The following is a 16,641-nucleotide window of genomic DNA, read 5'->3' on the forward strand; positions in this document are numbered from 1 at the left end:
ATGATTGCAGGGGGTAAGGAATTGTTTAAGGATTTTAAAGTTGTTAAAGATCGTCCCGTTTATATTCAATTAAAAGACTATTTGAAAAAGATGATTATGAAAGGGCATTTGCTCGGGGATCAAAAAATCCCATCAACAAGGGAACTAAGTGAATTACTAAGTGTGAGTAGAAACACTGTACTCGCTGCTTATGCAGATTTAGAGCAAGAAGGACTCATTTATGCAGTTAAAGGAAAAGGGAACTTTGTTGCGAAGGTGGATATATCTAACACTTCGTCTGTTGAAATAGATTGGAAAAATAAACTTAATACAGTGACCGCATTAGCGGACGAATTAGATTTAATGAAACATGGTGTTCGTTGGGAAAAGGGAATGATTGTTTTTAATAGTATAGCCCCGGATGAGAAGCTATTTGATGTTGAAAATTTCAAAAGAGCTTTTCTTACTCGTATGTCCATTGAAGGGGACATCGTATTGAACTACGGATATGCAAAGGGATATAGACCGTTAATGAATTATTTACTTCATTACATGGAAATGAAAGGTGTAGACATTTCGAATAAAGATATTCTAATTACAAATGGATTTACAGAAGGATTGGATATTGTACTCTCTTCTTTATCAAAAAAATCCGGTCGTGTCATTTGTGAGAATCCAACTCACCATGCTGCACTTAAGCTTTTCCGTTTACATGGACTTGAAGTTCATGGGATTGATATGCATGAGGATGGTATTGATACGAATGAAGTTGAAAAAAGTTTGCGTGAAAAAGATTTTGATTTTGCTTATTTAATTCCTTCTTATCATAATCCAACCGGTATTGTTACGAGTTCAGAGAAAAGAACGGAATTGATGAGGTTATTCTCAAAATACAAGGTTCCTATTATAGAGGACGGATTTAATGAAGAATTACGTTATTCAGGTTCACATTTAGCTCCATTATTAACTTTTGCGGGAGCTGGCAATAATGTGATTTATATTAGTAGCTTTTCAAAGGTGCTTTTCCCTGGTTTACGTGTAGGCTGGATTATTGCAGATAAAGAGCTGATTCATTATTTAGAAAGCGTAAAAAGAGCAAGAACGATTCACACATCTACGCTAGATCAAGCTGTTCTGTTTCAATATTTACATGAGGGATATTTTGAAAAATATTTAAAAAAGGCAAGATCTGTTTATAAGAAAAAATATGAGTTAGCTGTCGGGGCATGTAACCAGTACATTCCTTTTAAAAGAATGACTGGAGATGGTGGACTTCATTTATTTATAGAGCTAGAAGAGCATATGAATGCCCGCACACTTTTACAAAAGTGTTATGAGAAAGGCGTTACGTTTTCACCTGGAGATGTTTTTTACTCTGATGGAGAAGGAGCAAACACTTTCCGATTAGGGTTTTCGCGCTTGAAAGAAGAAGAAATAGTTCGGGGAATTAAAATAATTGGTGATACATTAAAAAATGAAATTTGGAGTTGAGAAAATGAAAATCGGTGTTATTATGGGCGGGGTATCGTCTGAAAAACAAGTTTCAATTATGACGGGGAATGAAATGATTGCTCATTTAGATAAAAATAAGTATGAAATAGTTCCAATTACATTAAACGAAAAAATGGATTTAATTGAAAAAGCGAAAGACATTGACTTTGCATTGCTCGCATTACACGGAAAATACGGAGAAGATGGGACAGTTCAAGGAACACTGGAGAGTTTAGGGATTCCTTATAGCGGAAGTAATATGTTATCTAGCAGTATATGTATGGATAAAAATATTTCGAAAAAGATTTTACGTTATGAAGGTGTAGAAACACCAGATTGGATTGAACTTACAAAAATGGAGGATCTAAATCTTGATGAGTTAGATAAGTTAGGATTTCCATTAGTGGTAAAACCAAACTCTGGCGGATCGAGTGTCGGGGTGAAAATCGTTTACAATAAAAATGAATTGATCTCAATGCTAGAAACTGTATTCGAATGGGATTCTGAAGTAGTAATTGAGAAGTATATAAAAGGTGATGAAATCACATGTTCTATTCTGGATGGAAAACAGTTACCTATAGTTTCAATTCGACATGCAACCGAGTTCTTTGATTACAATGCAAAATATGATGATACTAGTACAGTTGAGGAAGTTATCGAACTTCCAGCAGAAATTAATGAACGTGTAAATAAAGCTTCACTGACTTGTTATAAAGCATTAAAATGTAGTGTTTATGCAAGAGTTGATATGATGGTGAAGGACGGAATTCCATATGTAATGGAAATTAATACATTACCAGGGATGACACAATCAAGCCTATTGCCCAAAAGTGCAGAAGCAGCGGGAATTAGTTATAGCAAACTATTAGATATGATTATTGAAACATCATTAAAAGTTAGAAATGAAGAAGGGTTTTAAGGAGATTATATAACTAATTCTTTTGACAGTTTCACGAAGTATGCTATGATGAATACATTATAAAAACAAAATATTTATCCACTAGGGGGGCCTTTTATAGGCTGAGATCAAATGTGATTTTGAGACTCTTAGTACCTGATCTGGTTAATGCCAGCGTAGGGAAGTGGGAAAGACGTTGCTATTTAATGAGTAAATAAATACTGTCAATTTCACTTTCTTTACGCCTGTAAAGAAAGTTTTTTTATTTTACAGCTTTAATAATTGTGGATAAATACTTATATTTTATACATTATTGGAGGGATTTAAATGACTTTTTCACAATCATTACGTAAAGAAGTAGATTCAATTTGGGAAGCGAGTTTTAACCATCCTTTTGTAAAAAAACTTGGTGAAGGAACATTAGATTTAGCTAGTTTTCGCTATTATGTGCTTCAAGATTCATATTATTTGAGTCATTTTGCTAGAGTACAAACTTTAGGAGCTGCAAAAGCTCTTGAATTAGAGACGACAGCTCGTATGGCACATCATGCTCAAAATACATATGAGGCCGAGTTATCTTTACATGAGAATTTTGCTAAAAAGCTAGGGATAACAAAAGAAGAAAAAGATAATTTTATTCCTGCGCCAACTGCATATGCGTATACTTCACATATGTATCGTGCTGCGTATGAAGGGCATTTAGGAGATATCATTGCAGCAATTTTACCTTGCTATTGGTTGTATTATGAAATTGGCGAACACTTAAAAGAGTGCCAGCCGGAAGAGCCAATTTATAACGAATGGATTTCTGCTTATGGATCTGATTGGTTCCGTACGCTAGTTGAAGAACAAATTACACGTTTAGATACTATCGCTGAAAAAGTAACAGAGGCAGACCGCAAACGTATGAAACAGCATTTTATTATTAGCAGTCAATATGAATATTCATTTTGGGAAATGGCTTATACATTAGAAAAGTGGCCAGTGGATACAGACGTAAAAGACGTAATTGGATAAAGAATAGAAGTAATGTTATAGATAGGTATGGATCATACCTATCTATATATTTTTTCTTGTCAAATTTGCGTAAAGTCATTAGTGCTACGGATATGGCGAAATAGAATATCGATAATTTAGCTCATTTACTTGTCTACGTATTAACTGGATAAACTTCTGTCACATTTATTTTACAATCAAAGAACGTAAATGTTGGTGGTATGAAGTTAAATAAGAAAAGAAACCCGAGCTGTTAGCTGTAACCGAGTTGTTTTTTCTTTGCAGGAATTTCTAAATTATCATGGAGTGTTGTTAATACGATATGCAAATATGCATATCGTATTTTTTTGAGTTCTTTATGTGTTAAAATTAGATATAAAGATATGGAAATATAAAGAAGCAAAAGCAGGAATATCCAATGAATTTTGAGAGGTGTTATATGTTTACAAATAAGAAATTAATTCGATTTGGTTTATCGTTGTTTGTATTTTTAGGGATAATTAATTTTACAATCAGCTATTTCCAAACATATCTTGAAACAGCAGCAGATATTAAATGGGTAATTCCAGAAATTTGGAAAACTATTTTGCTAGATGTTCCTCAAGGTATACTTGTTCTTTTAGGCGCAATTGCTTTATATGATTTCACAAAAGAGGCATCACAAAAAGACGCATCAATCTAAGTGTGTCTTTTTTCTATTAGGAATTTCATAGAGAGTTTTGCTGGAGAAATAGAATGAAAAGCCCTAATAAGGGCTTTTTTCTTTGTAGGAATTTCTTATCCGTCATAGAAACCGGTTACTTGGAGGTGTTATAGCGAAAGGCATTTACAGTACAGAAAAATCTAAGCGGCAGACGAAAATATATAGGATATGGCAACATAATTATTGAGAAATTAATTGAATTTAGTAGGTATGAAGATATGACGCTAGAATTCATATTTTTTAATTTTTATTTATCCCGCATTAACGGGCTGTTCGTAAAAGCCTGATTGGTGAGGGCTAATAATCAGCGGGGGATGAACTCCCCCCCACTGATTAAAGTTTCACTTTATAAAAATGAGCCCATAGCAAAAATAGGTATATGAACAAGGTGCATCATCTAGTGATAAGTCATACTTTGTTGGTGTACGTATTGAACTTAGTTTATAGCGCTATTTCTACTTAGATGTAACGAACAGAAATATGGGCAAGCATCGATGAGGTTGTATTTTATAAACGGAGGTCATGAAAATGAATCAGTTTCAACAAGAACTACAAGCGTTAAGTCTTAATGATTACCGGTCTGGAAATATTGTGTATTGGGACCAGCAAAACCAATATCCATATTACTATATTGAAGATGCCGCTCGTCGCTGTGGCGGTTGTGGTCGTTGTGGAGGTTGTGGTGGAGGACGGTGTGGCGGATTCCGTTGTGGTGGATTCCGTTGTATTGGTTGCTTCGGTTGTTTTGGTTGTGGAGGTTGCGGAGGTTGTGGCGGCTGTGGTGGTTGCTCTAATTGTTTTGATGGTTTTAGTGGTACTACTGATACTACGGGTACAATTGTAACATATGAATATTGATTACAGTTATCCCGCTATTTATCGGGCCGTAAGATTCTCCCTCAAAATCCAGCGAGAACAAAGAAGTTAGGTGGGGAGCGGGCTGCCCGTAAAAGCCCGATTGGTGAGGGCTGATTAAAGTTTCAAGTTATCAATAAAAAAACATTAGTTTTATATATGTACATGCCGACAAAGAATATAGCTATTGCTAATGGATATATTCAATTATTCAAGTGAAAGAGTAACGATAAGATATATAGGTGTAAATCAGGATGCATGGATAAAGCAATGACTAGGTTTAAAATCTAATCATTGCTTTTTTTATGGTATTACTATCAAATATGTGTCTAGTTTAGCGATTGGTTTCTTCTAGATAGTGAATTTATTACAACGGTGTAAGGTTAATGTAATATTAATCGATAGTAAATTAAGACGCTTGAGTGTATTTTTAATAGGATTAAAAAGTGCTGTTTATCTATAAAATATTGGGTAAATAATATGTAATTAGGAAGTGTATTAATATGGTTGAACTTAAATCTATTATCCATTCGTACAAACTAAAGAGAAAAATAGCTAAAGATTTATACGGAAAAAGAGATGAATTGACACTGTTATTAAATGAATTTAATAAAATGAAATGTACAGTAACATCTGAAAAAAAGAAAAAGAATATATTATCTCGTTTACAATTAATGTATCAAAACATGAAATTAGATAAGCAGTATCCTCTATCGGCTGTTTTTGATAGTAGATTATTGGACCGATTAGAAAAAGAATCTTTACATACTATTGAAGAGGGTGTAACATGTCTACATTTCATGTTAGATATGAATTATGAGAAAATAAAACAGTATGGGTCGAGTACAAGTAGGTCATTCGTTCCATTATCGCAGTCTTCTATTTGTCTCGCTGATTGTATTTGTTTAACAGGAGTTGTAGTAGGTTTACTAGGGGCCATTTCATTTGGAGGATTACTGTTATCTATATGTTCAATTACATAAAGGTTGATATTCGTAAAAAGAGCACCGACTTAAGGTGTTCTTTTTTGGTTTTTTTGTAAAGTTATTGTAAATGATAAGTGCAATACATTACTTACATTATATAATTATAATGTATTAAATTAACAGTATAAAGGGGTGCTGTATATGATAATTACTTTTAATTTTTAAAAGAGTCATTTTAATAATGTTTTATTTAGATAAACAGTTTTTGCTTTTCTTTTAAATACTTGGTTTAAATGGATTAGATTAAGTAAGTATTGTGCTAGTTTTTTGATAATCAAGACCACTGAAGAAAGGAAGGGATTATTGTATGAAAAAATTAAGGTTATTAACATTTGAAAATATAGTAGAGCCCCTTTTAAATGAAAGGGTATCATTTATATACTTTCCTATTGAATGGCTGGACATCGTAGAGATACATTATAAGACGTTTTTATTAACGAGTAAGTTGAAGCGTTTGAATGAAAGATTGTATGATATGTTTTCAGATATATTGTTTATTCAGCATAATCCGTACGTATTAAATCAAAATACACCATGGATTGTATCAAAAGAACCTATTAGACAAGAGCAACTCGATTATATTTTTCAAAGTTGGTATGAAATTATTCATGATTGGAAACCAAATCAATTAATAGAGCCACCAAAATATGAATGGCAATCCGATTTGATTTCTAATTTGTCAGTACTACATGATAATAAAACGTATTCTAAGTGGGTGCCCGCTTTAATCTCACATATTTTTTGTGAGCGGCCTATATATTTAGAAAATACACATGAAGAAGAAATGTATTTTTCTCCTCTTAGATCACAAAATATTTGTGAGGCGATGTCAGAGCCGATAAAAGATGAAAAAACACAAGATTTTTTCGCATACGTATATCGATTTGAATGCATAACCCGTGGTGGTGAGAACGCTCCATTATTAAATATTTCAATAGGAATTAGGAGGTTCTATCAAGAATATAATCATCCAGATATTCCTTTACTTTTGAGACGAAAACGAGGCATGATATTGATTTCTACCCCAGAGTTTGCATCAAATAATAAAAAATTTCGGTTTATAAAACTAAAAATCCAACAAGCTACAACCGGCATGAAATGGATTAAGATATTTAGAAATTTAAAAGATGATTTTCATATAGGTGGAGAAGTGGATTTAGACCATATTCTCCGATGTCCGAAAGATTATATTGTAGGGACAAATATAAGGGTGTTATTTCCATACAATGAGAGAATATATAAAGTTCAAGGTACTAAAATAGAAGCGGGTATAAAAGTAAAGGAAAGAGAGTATTTATTTAAAGAATTTCAGCGCAAATTCTCTTATTTCACAATACTTCCCGAATGTAAAAAGGTAGCAACAAATAATGAAAATGAATTATTTCCTTTATTTGCACCAAAAGGATTAGAGACACTAACATTAGAAGTGTGGTCTGAAAATATATCACTGGAAATAGAACAAGCATTACTTGATAGCGAAATTGTTTTGGCTAAAATTGGTGAAACATCTTACGTATTGAATACAGATTTTCCAGTGTTATTAAAGATTGTGAGATACAATATTGAAAAGGTGTTACAAAATCCATATAAAATGCAATATTGTCAAAAATATAAAACAAATCTTGTAGATGATGTTACGAAAGCCGTCTATGCTACTGCGGGTGAGCGCAGTGATGCGACATTAGCATTAATCGCAATGGAAAATTGTGATGGCCGCGAAAAAATTGATCCAAAACAAATCATTAGAGAAGGATTTGCACGAACAAACCGTATTTCAACATTTATTAATTTATTTATAGGCCAAAGTGTATCTCGTAAAACAATTATAAATAGTGTTTTTAGTCTATTAGAACAAAAAGGATTTTTGAAGCGTAGTTGGAATAAGATAAATTTACCTTGTACATATGTTAATTTATCAATTGAACGAATCTCGAAATTTGATTTCTTGCCTATTTTTTCAAAAATAAAAGGAAAAGAAATTTTATATAAATTATATGGGAATACAGAGTGGCAAACGATTGATTACTTATTATTAAATATAAATAAACATAAGGCATTTTTACCACAACCATCAAAAAGAAATGATATGGGTGCTCTTTTTAAACAATTTATTTTTGAAACATTAATGGAAATTGTACAATCTGCAAAAGAACAAAATGAACAAGTTTACTTCATTATAGATGCAAATTTGAGAAAGTATTGGATAAAAGAGTTACAAAATAAAGAAATTAATATAGATATTTTACCTAATATTGTTCCAGAGGTATTAAAGATTCCAAACTTAAATATTATTAGAATAAATACAGGTTTTGATGTACCAAGCTACGGTGTAATAGAACGTGATGATGCTCTAGATAGCATTGGCTTATATGCAGATCAAAAAGGGATGTATTATAGCACTGGTGAATATTCACTTAATTGTAGTGAAATTTTCCAACGATATATACTTGAAATTCTACCATTAGGGGTAAAACCTGTAGAAAGGGATTATATCGCTAAAATGATACATTACATGTGCTGTAATTCTAGTATGCTTTCGAAAAAGAATGCACACATGACATATTCCGTGCATATGGAAAAGGTAATAAAGAGTTATATTACTGACATAGATGCACGAGAGTTTAAAGAATTTGATGATGAATTGGATGTAGATATAGTAAAAATAGAAAAGAAAGATTCAATTATTCTACTTTAAATACTAGTAAACAAATCCTGCTCGTTATATCGATCAGGATTTGTCATTTTTTCATGTAAATAAGGATATCCTTTGTCAAGTATCTTTTCGTTTACATATTTACTTTATGTGCATACAGGATTAAGATGTTTTTTAGAAATACAAAAATCTACATCATATGGAAAAGCGATTTTTATTAATTGAAAAAAATTTGAAAGGAATGGGGAATTGTGAAGAAATTAGATGTGCTCTTAATGCTACTGAGCGGCCTCTTTCCAATTGCAGGAATTACAAAGCAAATCCCTCTAGAACAATCTTTATATATTGGAGGACTTTTATTTTTTATTAGTTTCGGTAGTTATTTTGCTAAAAAGATGTATTCACGTATATGTAGCTGGATAGCGTATGCACCATTTATAACATTATTGTTAGTTATTTGGCATCAGGATATTTCGACAAGTTCAATCATAGCAAACGCGAAAATTGCTGCATGTGTCGCGTTAATTCCATGTTTATTCCGTTTTCGTACATATGGACTTACTTTGGGCTTATTCTCATTATGGGCCGCTTTACTATGGGATATAAAAGAAGTACAGTCGTTAGTCATACTTGAACGCATAACGAGTTTAATGACAAGCCATTATGTATATATATTACTATTAATTGGAGGACTTGTATTAGGAGGATTACTTGCGATGTTCATTCACCGCAAAGAGAAAGATAATCAAGAAAATATAAATCTACTTGGACCAAAAAAGAAACGCAAAAGATTATCAATTAAGATTCGACTTCCAAGATTGCCGAAATTAAAGATGAAACTATTTAAGTTTGGTGGGAAAGAATCTAAAAGTAAAATGCCAGAAAAGAACCATGAGTATAAGTACGAAGAACCAGTTGCAACATATGAAATGACAGAGCAAATAGATCCATACAAAGAAAATGCAGTTCAAGGTCAAACAAGGATGGAACGCCGAAGAAATAGGTATAATGCATAATGAAGTTTAATAACCCCGTAATGACTTATCTTAATATTGATAAATCATTACGGGGTTTTTTATGTAATTAAATGAAGGTTGCTAATGAAAGGGGAATAGCATATTTTATAGATGAGAAGTTAAATAAAATAAGGGGAGGATAAAATGCTTATTATTACATATATATCTGTTTGTATATTATTCTTAGTTAGTTTTTTACATGTATATTGGGCTTTCGGAGGTAATTGGGGGACAAATAGTGTTATTCCAACTAAAGCAGGGGAAAAGGCGTTTACACCTCGTGCCGGAATGACATTGTTCATTGCATTATTATTAAGTATGGCAGCAATAATTTTGTTGCAACAAGCAAAAATTGTTCATTTTGCAGTTCCTAATGTTATTATTCAAGTCGGTTCCTGGATTTGTATGATCGTCTTTTCTATTAGAGTAATTGGTGAGTTCAATTATTTTGGTATCTTTAAACGACAAAAAGATACACACTTTGCTAGAATGGATACCGGTTTATATATTCCACTTTGTGCATTATTATCTTTATCTTTCTTATTAACAATAATTTTGTGAGTAAATAATAGTAGTTTCTTTTCTCAAAATACATGTAAACGTGAGAAATCTAAGAGTAAATAAAAAGGATGTAAGCGCATTCTTGTCGAAATGTAAATTATTATGAAAGGCGGTGACACTATGAAGTATGTAAAAGTTAGTATGAATGGTGGAAGTGAACACAAATTCTCAATGACTTTAGATCGGTTTGAAGAACTTATTACTACAGAGAATGGGATATTAGAAAATAAATTAGTATGTATTGAAAATGTAATGATTAATCCTACTAATATATCTTCTGTAGTTGAAAAAATTTGTGTACCGGCTAAGTTTATGGAAGCTTAAAATGTTAGATAAAAAACATCCATTGGGGATGTTTTTTAATTTATAAATATGATAATCGTACAGTAAATATTTGAGTAAATTTTATAGCAATGACTATGCGTATATTAAGTACCTGAACATGTTGCATAATATATGCACGAAATAATAAGTACAAGCATATATTATGTAGTAGGACAAGATCTTCGTGTCCTATTTAATACTCAGAAAAAACCTCTAATCACATAAGAGCATCCAATTGCAGGGTGCTCTTATTTTTTATGAAAATCTACTACGAGCCTTATTTTATAGTAGGATGCAATAATAAAGGACTATTTTGAAATAGTGTTTTTTAGCCTTTAATTTTAAATTTATCTTTAACGTTAATAAATATTAAAAATAATATGATAGCAGAAATTAAGTTAGATAGGTAGAAATCTTGATGAAACAGTAGTTCGAAGATGACATAGAAAGTAACGAATAAGGCGATAGCAGGTAGTATGCAAATAAATATAAATCTCCAATTTTTTAAGTAATGTTTATAATTTGTAAGTACTTTATCCATAAATATAGCTCCTATATTTTTGTTTTTATATAATTATACATTTAGATACAAGGATTTTCAAAGTAAAAATATTTAGCAATTCAAAAATATAAGAAGAGCTTTTGTTAAAAATCCAGATTGCTGTAGTAATCTGGATTTGACTTTAAAGAACTATACTAAAATGATACACTATAATCTACGTTATTTTTGAAATGAATAGAGGGATTTGTGTGATAGATAAAATTAAAAATGCTGTAGAGGATATGTACGAAGATGAGGCTAAAGGTTTACTTCAAAGTATTCTCATACAGTTAAACTTATTAGAAGAAAACTATAGTGAAGATACAATTAAAAATTTGATGGATATTCCGAAACAATTAACAAGTAATCCTACTTATAAAAGGAATGTAAAAGAAAGTACGCACGTACATATTGCTTTTGATGATTCAACGGCTGGTTGCTTGAAATATATGTTAAGTCAAGAAGAATTATTTAAAGAGAGTGTTGTTGCTTTTTCGGAATTCTTTTCAATTGGACCGATATATAAGTTGCATACGAATAAGGGGCAACTAGCAAGACAGAAGTGGTTAATAAATAACTTAACTGCATATGATAGTTATTTTGAAGAAGAATATTTATTAAGATTTATAGCAACTATAGAAGAACTACATACTATTCCTGTTGAAACGCCTATTACAATTTGGAGGGCTGATAATGCACATGAACATGTAGGTCTAAGTTTTGTAATAGCACAATTAAAGGATAAGAAAAACATTCGAATAATTAATACGTCTGAAGCAAGCAGAGAAATATTAAAACAAGAGTATGATATTCGTGGCACGGGAGAATTACCACCTGAAAGTTTAGCTCTATTCCAAAAAAGTTTTATAAAGTTACCTTATTTAACTGAAGAGAAGCGCATGAAGTTTGAACATGAGTGGAATAGATTATCGGAAAGCATAGAATGTTTAAGAGTGTGGAAAGAAAATGAAGTGCATTCTGTACAGGAAGATTATTTTGATCAATTTATAATTGAATGCGCGAAAAGTGTGGGTGCTGATCGAGAGTTCCTCAAAGCTCCTAGAGTAATTGGTGAAGCACTTGGTCTTGTTGAACAATTGGTTGGAGATACTTTCTTAGAATATCGCTTGAAACAATTAATTAAACAAGAAGTATTTGAATTTGAAGGTTCGTTAGATGAAATGCGTTTTTATAGTGTGAAGTTAAGGAGATGATAAAAATATTCTATTTTTGAAAAACTCGTATTTTTAATAATACGAGTTTTTTAAGTTGAATTTGGGCTATACATAAGCTTCCCAGAGAGGGCATATCACATATGAATGATAAAGGTAATGAATGAAAAGAAGGTGATTTGTTAATATGTATAACCAACAAAATTATCCATATGATCAAGCGATGTATTATAATCCACAAAACTACGGGTATGAACCTACAAATGAAGTGAGAGATATTGAACAAGAAGATTACAGACCAGATGATGCGGAGGATGCTCCAACGTCACCACCACCGTCACAAGCGCCATCGTTACCGTCTACATTTGCTTCTCCAGCACAACCAGGCAATATGAAATCATGGATGTGTAACTGTTTAGGAAGATGGGGCTATTTACGTTTACATCGTCCTGGACCTTTTGGAAGGGATTTATGGTTTTTTCCGACTGAAGTGAGAAGAAGCGGAGTATCAGGTTACACTTGGCAAGGTGGTCGTCGTCGTAAAGTAAGTTATCGCTATCAACAAATTAGTAATTTTATGTGCTTCGCATAAAGAGAAGTGGGAGAGTAAAACGATTGTACTCTCTCACTTTTTTATTTTTCAATATACGAAGTAAGATTTTGATTAAAAATTTACAATTTTCACGTTTTTATTAGAGTATAATGCATATGTTGGTTGGTTTTCAAAAACAAATGAGAGTGAGGGAATACAATGTCAATGAAAAACAAAGTTGGGTTAAGCATAGAGGATGGCATTAATTTAGCTTCAGCTCAGTTTAAAGAAGATGCGTATGAAATTTATAAAGAATCGCGAAAAAAACAACCTATATTATTTGTAAACCAAGTTGAAATCGGTAAAGAATGGCTCATTACTAGATATGAAGATGCTCTGCCACTTTTAAAAGATAATCGTTTAAAAAAAGATTGGACAAATGTGTTTTCTCAAGATATAAAGAACATGTATCTTTCCGTTGATAATAGTGACCACTTAACAACACATATGCTAAATTCAGATCCACCTAACCACAGTCGTTTACGATCTTTAGTTCAAAAAGCTTTTACACCGAAGATGATTGCACAATTAGACGGAAGAATTCAGAGAATAGCAGATGATTTGATAAGTGATATAGAGCGAAAAGGTACATTAAATCTTGTGGATGATTATTCATTTCCATTACCAATTATTGTAATAAGTGAGATGCTCGGTATTCCAAAAGAAGATCAAGCGAAATTTAGGATTTGGTCTCATGCTGTTATTGCATCACCAGAAACACCTGAAGAAATAAAAGAGACCGAAAAACAACTATCTGAGTTTATTACATATCTTCAATATTTAGTTGATATTAAAAGAAAAGAGCCAAAAGAAGACTTGGTGAGTGCTTTAATACTTGCAGAGAGTGAAGGGCGTAAACTTAGCGCTCGGGAACTATATTCAATGATAATGCTATTAATTGTCGCAGGACATGAGACGACAGTGAATTTAATTACAAATACGGTATTAGCACTTCTTGAAAATCCAAATCAATTACAGTTATTAAAAGATAATCCAAAACTAATTGATTCGGCTATTGAGGAAGGATTGCGTTATTATTCTCCAGTTGAGGTTACAACTGCAAGATGGGCAGCGGAACCTTTTCAAATTCACGACCGAACAATCGAAAAAGGAGATATGGTTGTCATTGCCTTAGCTTCTGCAAACCGTGATGAAACTGTATTTGAAAACCCAGAAGTATTCGATATTACTCGGGAAAATAATCGTCATATTGCCTTTGGTCATGGTAGCCATTTCTGTTTAGGCGCTCCACTTGCGAGGTTAGAAGCAAAGATTGCTATTACTACTTTGTTTAATCGAATGCCTGAACTACAAATAAAAGGGAATCGTGAAGAAATTAAATGGCAAGGTAACTATTTAATGCGTTCTTTAGAGGAATTACCTTTAACTTTCTAGAATAGTTAAAAGGAGACATGCATACATCGAAAATGATTTACATAGAGTATGTATGTGTTATTTAAATTCGAAACGGAAGGGTGAAGACATCCCAATGATCAACTAATTCTATTTGTAAGAGATCTTCGTTAAAAAACGAAATATTCTTCTGAATAGGGTTAGTCTGTACATTTATAGAAAAGGGATGTATTTCGCTCTGCGAATATATAGTCTTTTTATATGATTTGTGCTGCCTCCTGTTCAGAACATGAAATAGGAGGCTTTTTTATGTCGACAAATGTAGTAACGAAACAAAACAATGGGGTATCACAAGTATTAAAAAATCGGTTTGTACAAGGGATTTTAGCATCAGCATTATTTTTACAAATAGGAATATGGGTTCGAAACTTTGCGGTATTACTATATGTAATGGAAATGACAAAAGGTGATGCTTTTGCTATTTCCATGATTTCAGTTGCTGAATTCGCTCCAATTTTTATTTTTTCATTTATTGGCGGTACCTTTGCTGATAGGTGGAAGCCAAAGAAGACAATGATATGGTGTGAAACGTTAAGTTCCATTTCAGTATTCGCTGTCTTAATTACGCTTATGTTTGGAACGTGGAAAATTGTGTTTTTTGTGACACTCATCTCTGCAATCCTTTCACAGTTTTCACAACCATCTGGAATGAAGTTGTTTAAACAACATTTATCAACGGAACAAATTCAATTAGCGATGTCTATATATCAAACGATATTTGCAATATTTATGGTATTAGGACCAATTCTAGGGACATTTATCTTTCATAGTTTTGGAATTTATATTTCAATCATCATAACAGGTATCTCGTTTTTACTTGCGGCAGTTGTATTGTTATTTCTTCCGAAAGATCTTGAAAACGACGTAGAAAAGAAAGATATCACTCTGCTGCAGGAGATGAAGGATGGTATTAAGTATGTCAAAAAGAAAAAAGCATTAACTTTGCTAGGGCTTTGCTTTATGGCTGCAGGACTAGGTATAGGATTAATTCAACCATTAGGTATATTTATTGTGACTGAGCAGCTAGGATTATCAAAAGAGAGTTTACAGTGGCTACTAACAGTAAATGGTGCGGGAATGATTGTTGGCGGAGCATTAGCAATGGTATTTGCGAAAAACGTTGCTCCGCAAAAGATGTTAATTATCGGTATGCTTGGTCAAGCAATTGGTATTGGCATTATAGGATATTCTACAAATTTATGGGTGACACTTACAGCTCAGCTTTTTAGTGGCTTAGCTCTTCCTTGTATCCAAATTGGTATTAATACGCTTATTATTCAAAATAGCGATACCGATTTTATAGGTCGTGTAAATGGTATTTTAAGTCCGCTATTTACCGGTTCAATGGTAGTAACGATGAGTATAGCTGGCTCATTAAAAGAGATGTTTTCATTAAGTATGATGTATGAAGGGACGGCTTTACTTTTTATAATTGGATTATTGTTTATTTTACCTATATACAATTTAAAGCCAGTAATAGCGGTAGAAAGTGAAATAAGTGGTAAAGGAAGTGCTGTACAAAATGAATCCTAATCCAAATATTAAATACCCTATTGAAGGAAATCAAAACGTTCAATTTATAAAAAATACAATAACAAAACCTAATATACTTGTTGGTGACTATTCTTATTATGATGCGAAAGATGGAGAAACATTTGAAAATCGAGTATTACATCATTATGAATTTCTTGGGGATCGCCTTACTATTGGAAAGTTTTGTTGTATTGCATCTGGAGTTAACTTTATTATGAACGGAGCGAATCATCGGATGGATGGATTTTCGGCATATCCATTTAATATCTTTGGAAATGGGTGGGAGAAGTATACACCTAGTTTGTCTGATTTACCTTACAAAGGCGATACAGTTATAGGAAATGACGTTTGGATTGGTATGGACACAACTATTATGCCCGGAATAAAAATAGGAGATGGTGCAATCATTGCAGCTAAATCTGTTGTGACTAGAGACGTCGCACCATATACAATTGTTGGTGGAAATCCAGCAAATAAAATAAAAGAGAGATTTTCAAATGAAATAATAGAAGAATTATTACAAATTCAATGGTGGCATTTTGACATTGAAAAAATAACTGAAAATATAGATGTGATTGTACGAGGAGATATTGAACCATTAAGAAAGCTAAAAAGGGAATAAAAAATGCATGACAAAGAGTATCATACCTCCGAATTTTGTTAATGATAATAGAACAAGGAGGTGTGATACTATGGCACAAGACGTTTTATGTGAAGTAAATAACTGTAAATTTTGGGCGAACGGTAATAAATGTAGTGCAGAGGCAATTTACGTAGTAAGTCATAAAGGTAAACATGCATCTACAACGGAAGAAACAGATTGCAAAACTTTCGATCCAGAAGTGTAAATGTTTGAAGGGTAGCCAAATCGTGGTTGCCCTTTTATTAATTATAGTATTGATAATAAATATCATTTTCATTCATTGTT

17 protein-coding genes, 1 pseudogene and 1 riboswitch are annotated in these 16,641 nt (G+C 32.3%); of the genes and pseudogenes, 17 read left to right on the forward strand and 1 reads right to left on the reverse strand.

Annotated features, from left to right (window positions below):
* The first annotated feature begins 21 nt into the window (after nucleotides 1-21).
* The 11 genes and pseudogenes from pdxR (at nucleotide 22) to AC3EMB_RS12840 (ending at nucleotide 10,462) form a co-directional block, all read left to right on the forward strand.
* Complete coding sequence (gene pdxR, locus AC3EMB_RS12790; protein ID WP_086422389.1) at nucleotides 22-1,470, forward strand: MocR-like pyridoxine biosynthesis transcription factor PdxR; 1,449 nt, start codon at nucleotides 22-24, stop codon at nucleotides 1,468-1,470.
* A 4-nt stretch (nucleotides 1,471-1,474) separates the two neighbouring features.
* Nucleotides 1,475-2,389 (forward strand): D-alanine--D-alanine ligase, encoded by a 915-nt coding sequence (locus AC3EMB_RS12795; protein WP_488517742.1) that lies wholly within the window; start codon nucleotides 1,475-1,477, stop codon nucleotides 2,387-2,389.
* A 73-nt stretch (nucleotides 2,390-2,462) separates the two neighbouring features.
* Nucleotides 2,463-2,568: riboswitch (TPP riboswitch) on the forward strand.
* 127 nt (nucleotides 2,569-2,695) lie between these two features.
* On the forward strand, nucleotides 2,696-3,385 hold the full coding sequence (gene tenA / locus AC3EMB_RS12800; RefSeq protein ID WP_053564403.1) for a thiaminase II: 690 nt from the start codon (nucleotides 2,696-2,698) through the stop codon (nucleotides 3,383-3,385).
* A 397-nt stretch (nucleotides 3,386-3,782) separates the two neighbouring features.
* Nucleotides 3,783-4,046: a DUF3937 domain-containing protein gene (locus tag AC3EMB_RS12805; RefSeq protein ID WP_002082716.1), complete on the forward strand. Its 264-nt coding sequence runs from the start codon at nucleotides 3,783-3,785 to the stop codon at nucleotides 4,044-4,046.
* 549 nt (nucleotides 4,047-4,595) lie between these two features.
* Nucleotides 4,596-4,925, forward strand: coding sequence for a heterocycloanthracin/sonorensin family bacteriocin (locus AC3EMB_RS12810; protein WP_016512777.1), 330 nt, complete (start codon nucleotides 4,596-4,598; stop codon nucleotides 4,923-4,925).
* A gap of 147 nt (nucleotides 4,926-5,072) precedes the next feature.
* Nucleotides 5,073-5,213 (forward strand): annotated as a pseudogene (locus AC3EMB_RS12815) (site-specific integrase); the annotation flags it as partial.
* Between the two features lie 206 nt (nucleotides 5,214-5,419).
* Nucleotides 5,420-5,905: a homoserine dehydrogenase gene (locus tag AC3EMB_RS12820; protein WP_213745376.1), complete on the forward strand. Its 486-nt coding sequence runs from the start codon at nucleotides 5,420-5,422 to the stop codon at nucleotides 5,903-5,905.
* Between the two features lie 310 nt (nucleotides 5,906-6,215).
* On the forward strand, nucleotides 6,216-8,603 hold the full coding sequence (locus tag AC3EMB_RS12825; protein ID WP_377856761.1) for an RNaseH domain-containing protein: 2,388 nt from the start codon (nucleotides 6,216-6,218) through the stop codon (nucleotides 8,601-8,603).
* A 209-nt stretch (nucleotides 8,604-8,812) separates the two neighbouring features.
* Nucleotides 8,813-9,577 carry a DUF3959 family protein gene (locus AC3EMB_RS12830; RefSeq protein WP_488517743.1) on the forward strand — a complete coding sequence of 255 codons (765 nt, stop codon included), beginning with the start codon at nucleotides 8,813-8,815 and terminating at the stop codon, nucleotides 9,575-9,577.
* Between the two features lie 144 nt (nucleotides 9,578-9,721).
* On the forward strand, nucleotides 9,722-10,138 hold the full coding sequence (locus AC3EMB_RS12835) for a DUF3995 domain-containing protein (protein WP_095690811.1): 417 nt from the start codon (nucleotides 9,722-9,724) through the stop codon (nucleotides 10,136-10,138).
* A gap of 120 nt (nucleotides 10,139-10,258) precedes the next feature.
* Nucleotides 10,259-10,462 (forward strand): hypothetical protein, encoded by a 204-nt coding sequence (locus AC3EMB_RS12840; RefSeq protein ID WP_488517744.1) that lies wholly within the window; start codon nucleotides 10,259-10,261, stop codon nucleotides 10,460-10,462.
* 328 nt (nucleotides 10,463-10,790) lie between these two features.
* Here AC3EMB_RS12840 and AC3EMB_RS12845 read toward each other — a convergent pair whose 3' ends face one another.
* Nucleotides 10,791-11,003, reverse strand: a complete 213-nt coding sequence (locus AC3EMB_RS12845) for a hypothetical protein (protein ID WP_000362069.1) — start codon at nucleotides 11,001-11,003, stop codon at nucleotides 10,791-10,793.
* A gap of 209 nt (nucleotides 11,004-11,212) precedes the next feature.
* On the opposite strand from AC3EMB_RS12845, the gene AC3EMB_RS12850 reads away from it, so the two are divergent.
* The 6 genes from AC3EMB_RS12850 (at nucleotide 11,213) to AC3EMB_RS12875 (ending at nucleotide 16,561) form a co-directional block, all read left to right on the forward strand.
* Nucleotides 11,213-12,217, forward strand: coding sequence for a DUF1835 domain-containing protein (locus tag AC3EMB_RS12850; protein ID WP_366987389.1), 1,005 nt, complete (start codon nucleotides 11,213-11,215; stop codon nucleotides 12,215-12,217).
* 145 nt (nucleotides 12,218-12,362) lie between these two features.
* Nucleotides 12,363-12,767 (forward strand): hypothetical protein, encoded by a 405-nt coding sequence (locus tag AC3EMB_RS12855; protein WP_000282689.1) that lies wholly within the window; start codon nucleotides 12,363-12,365, stop codon nucleotides 12,765-12,767.
* Between the two features lie 159 nt (nucleotides 12,768-12,926).
* Complete coding sequence (locus AC3EMB_RS12860) at nucleotides 12,927-14,162, forward strand: cytochrome P450 family protein (protein ID WP_144465199.1); 1,236 nt, start codon at nucleotides 12,927-12,929, stop codon at nucleotides 14,160-14,162.
* Between the two features lie 267 nt (nucleotides 14,163-14,429).
* Nucleotides 14,430-15,713 (forward strand): MFS transporter, encoded by a 1,284-nt coding sequence (locus AC3EMB_RS12865; protein ID WP_000106396.1) that lies wholly within the window; start codon nucleotides 14,430-14,432, stop codon nucleotides 15,711-15,713.
* Nucleotides 15,703-16,335: a Vat family streptogramin A O-acetyltransferase gene (locus AC3EMB_RS12870; protein WP_001069204.1), complete on the forward strand. Its 633-nt coding sequence runs from the start codon at nucleotides 15,703-15,705 to the stop codon at nucleotides 16,333-16,335. Before AC3EMB_RS12865 ends, AC3EMB_RS12870 begins: the two co-directional genes overlap by 11 nt.
* Nucleotides 16,336-16,405: 70 nt before the next feature.
* Nucleotides 16,406-16,561, forward strand: a complete 156-nt coding sequence (locus AC3EMB_RS12875; RefSeq protein WP_000046095.1) for a DUF1540 domain-containing protein — start codon at nucleotides 16,406-16,408, stop codon at nucleotides 16,559-16,561.
* The last annotated feature ends 80 nt before the right edge of the window (nucleotides 16,562-16,641 follow it).

Source organism: Bacillus sp. LQ16, assembly GCF_057784645.1.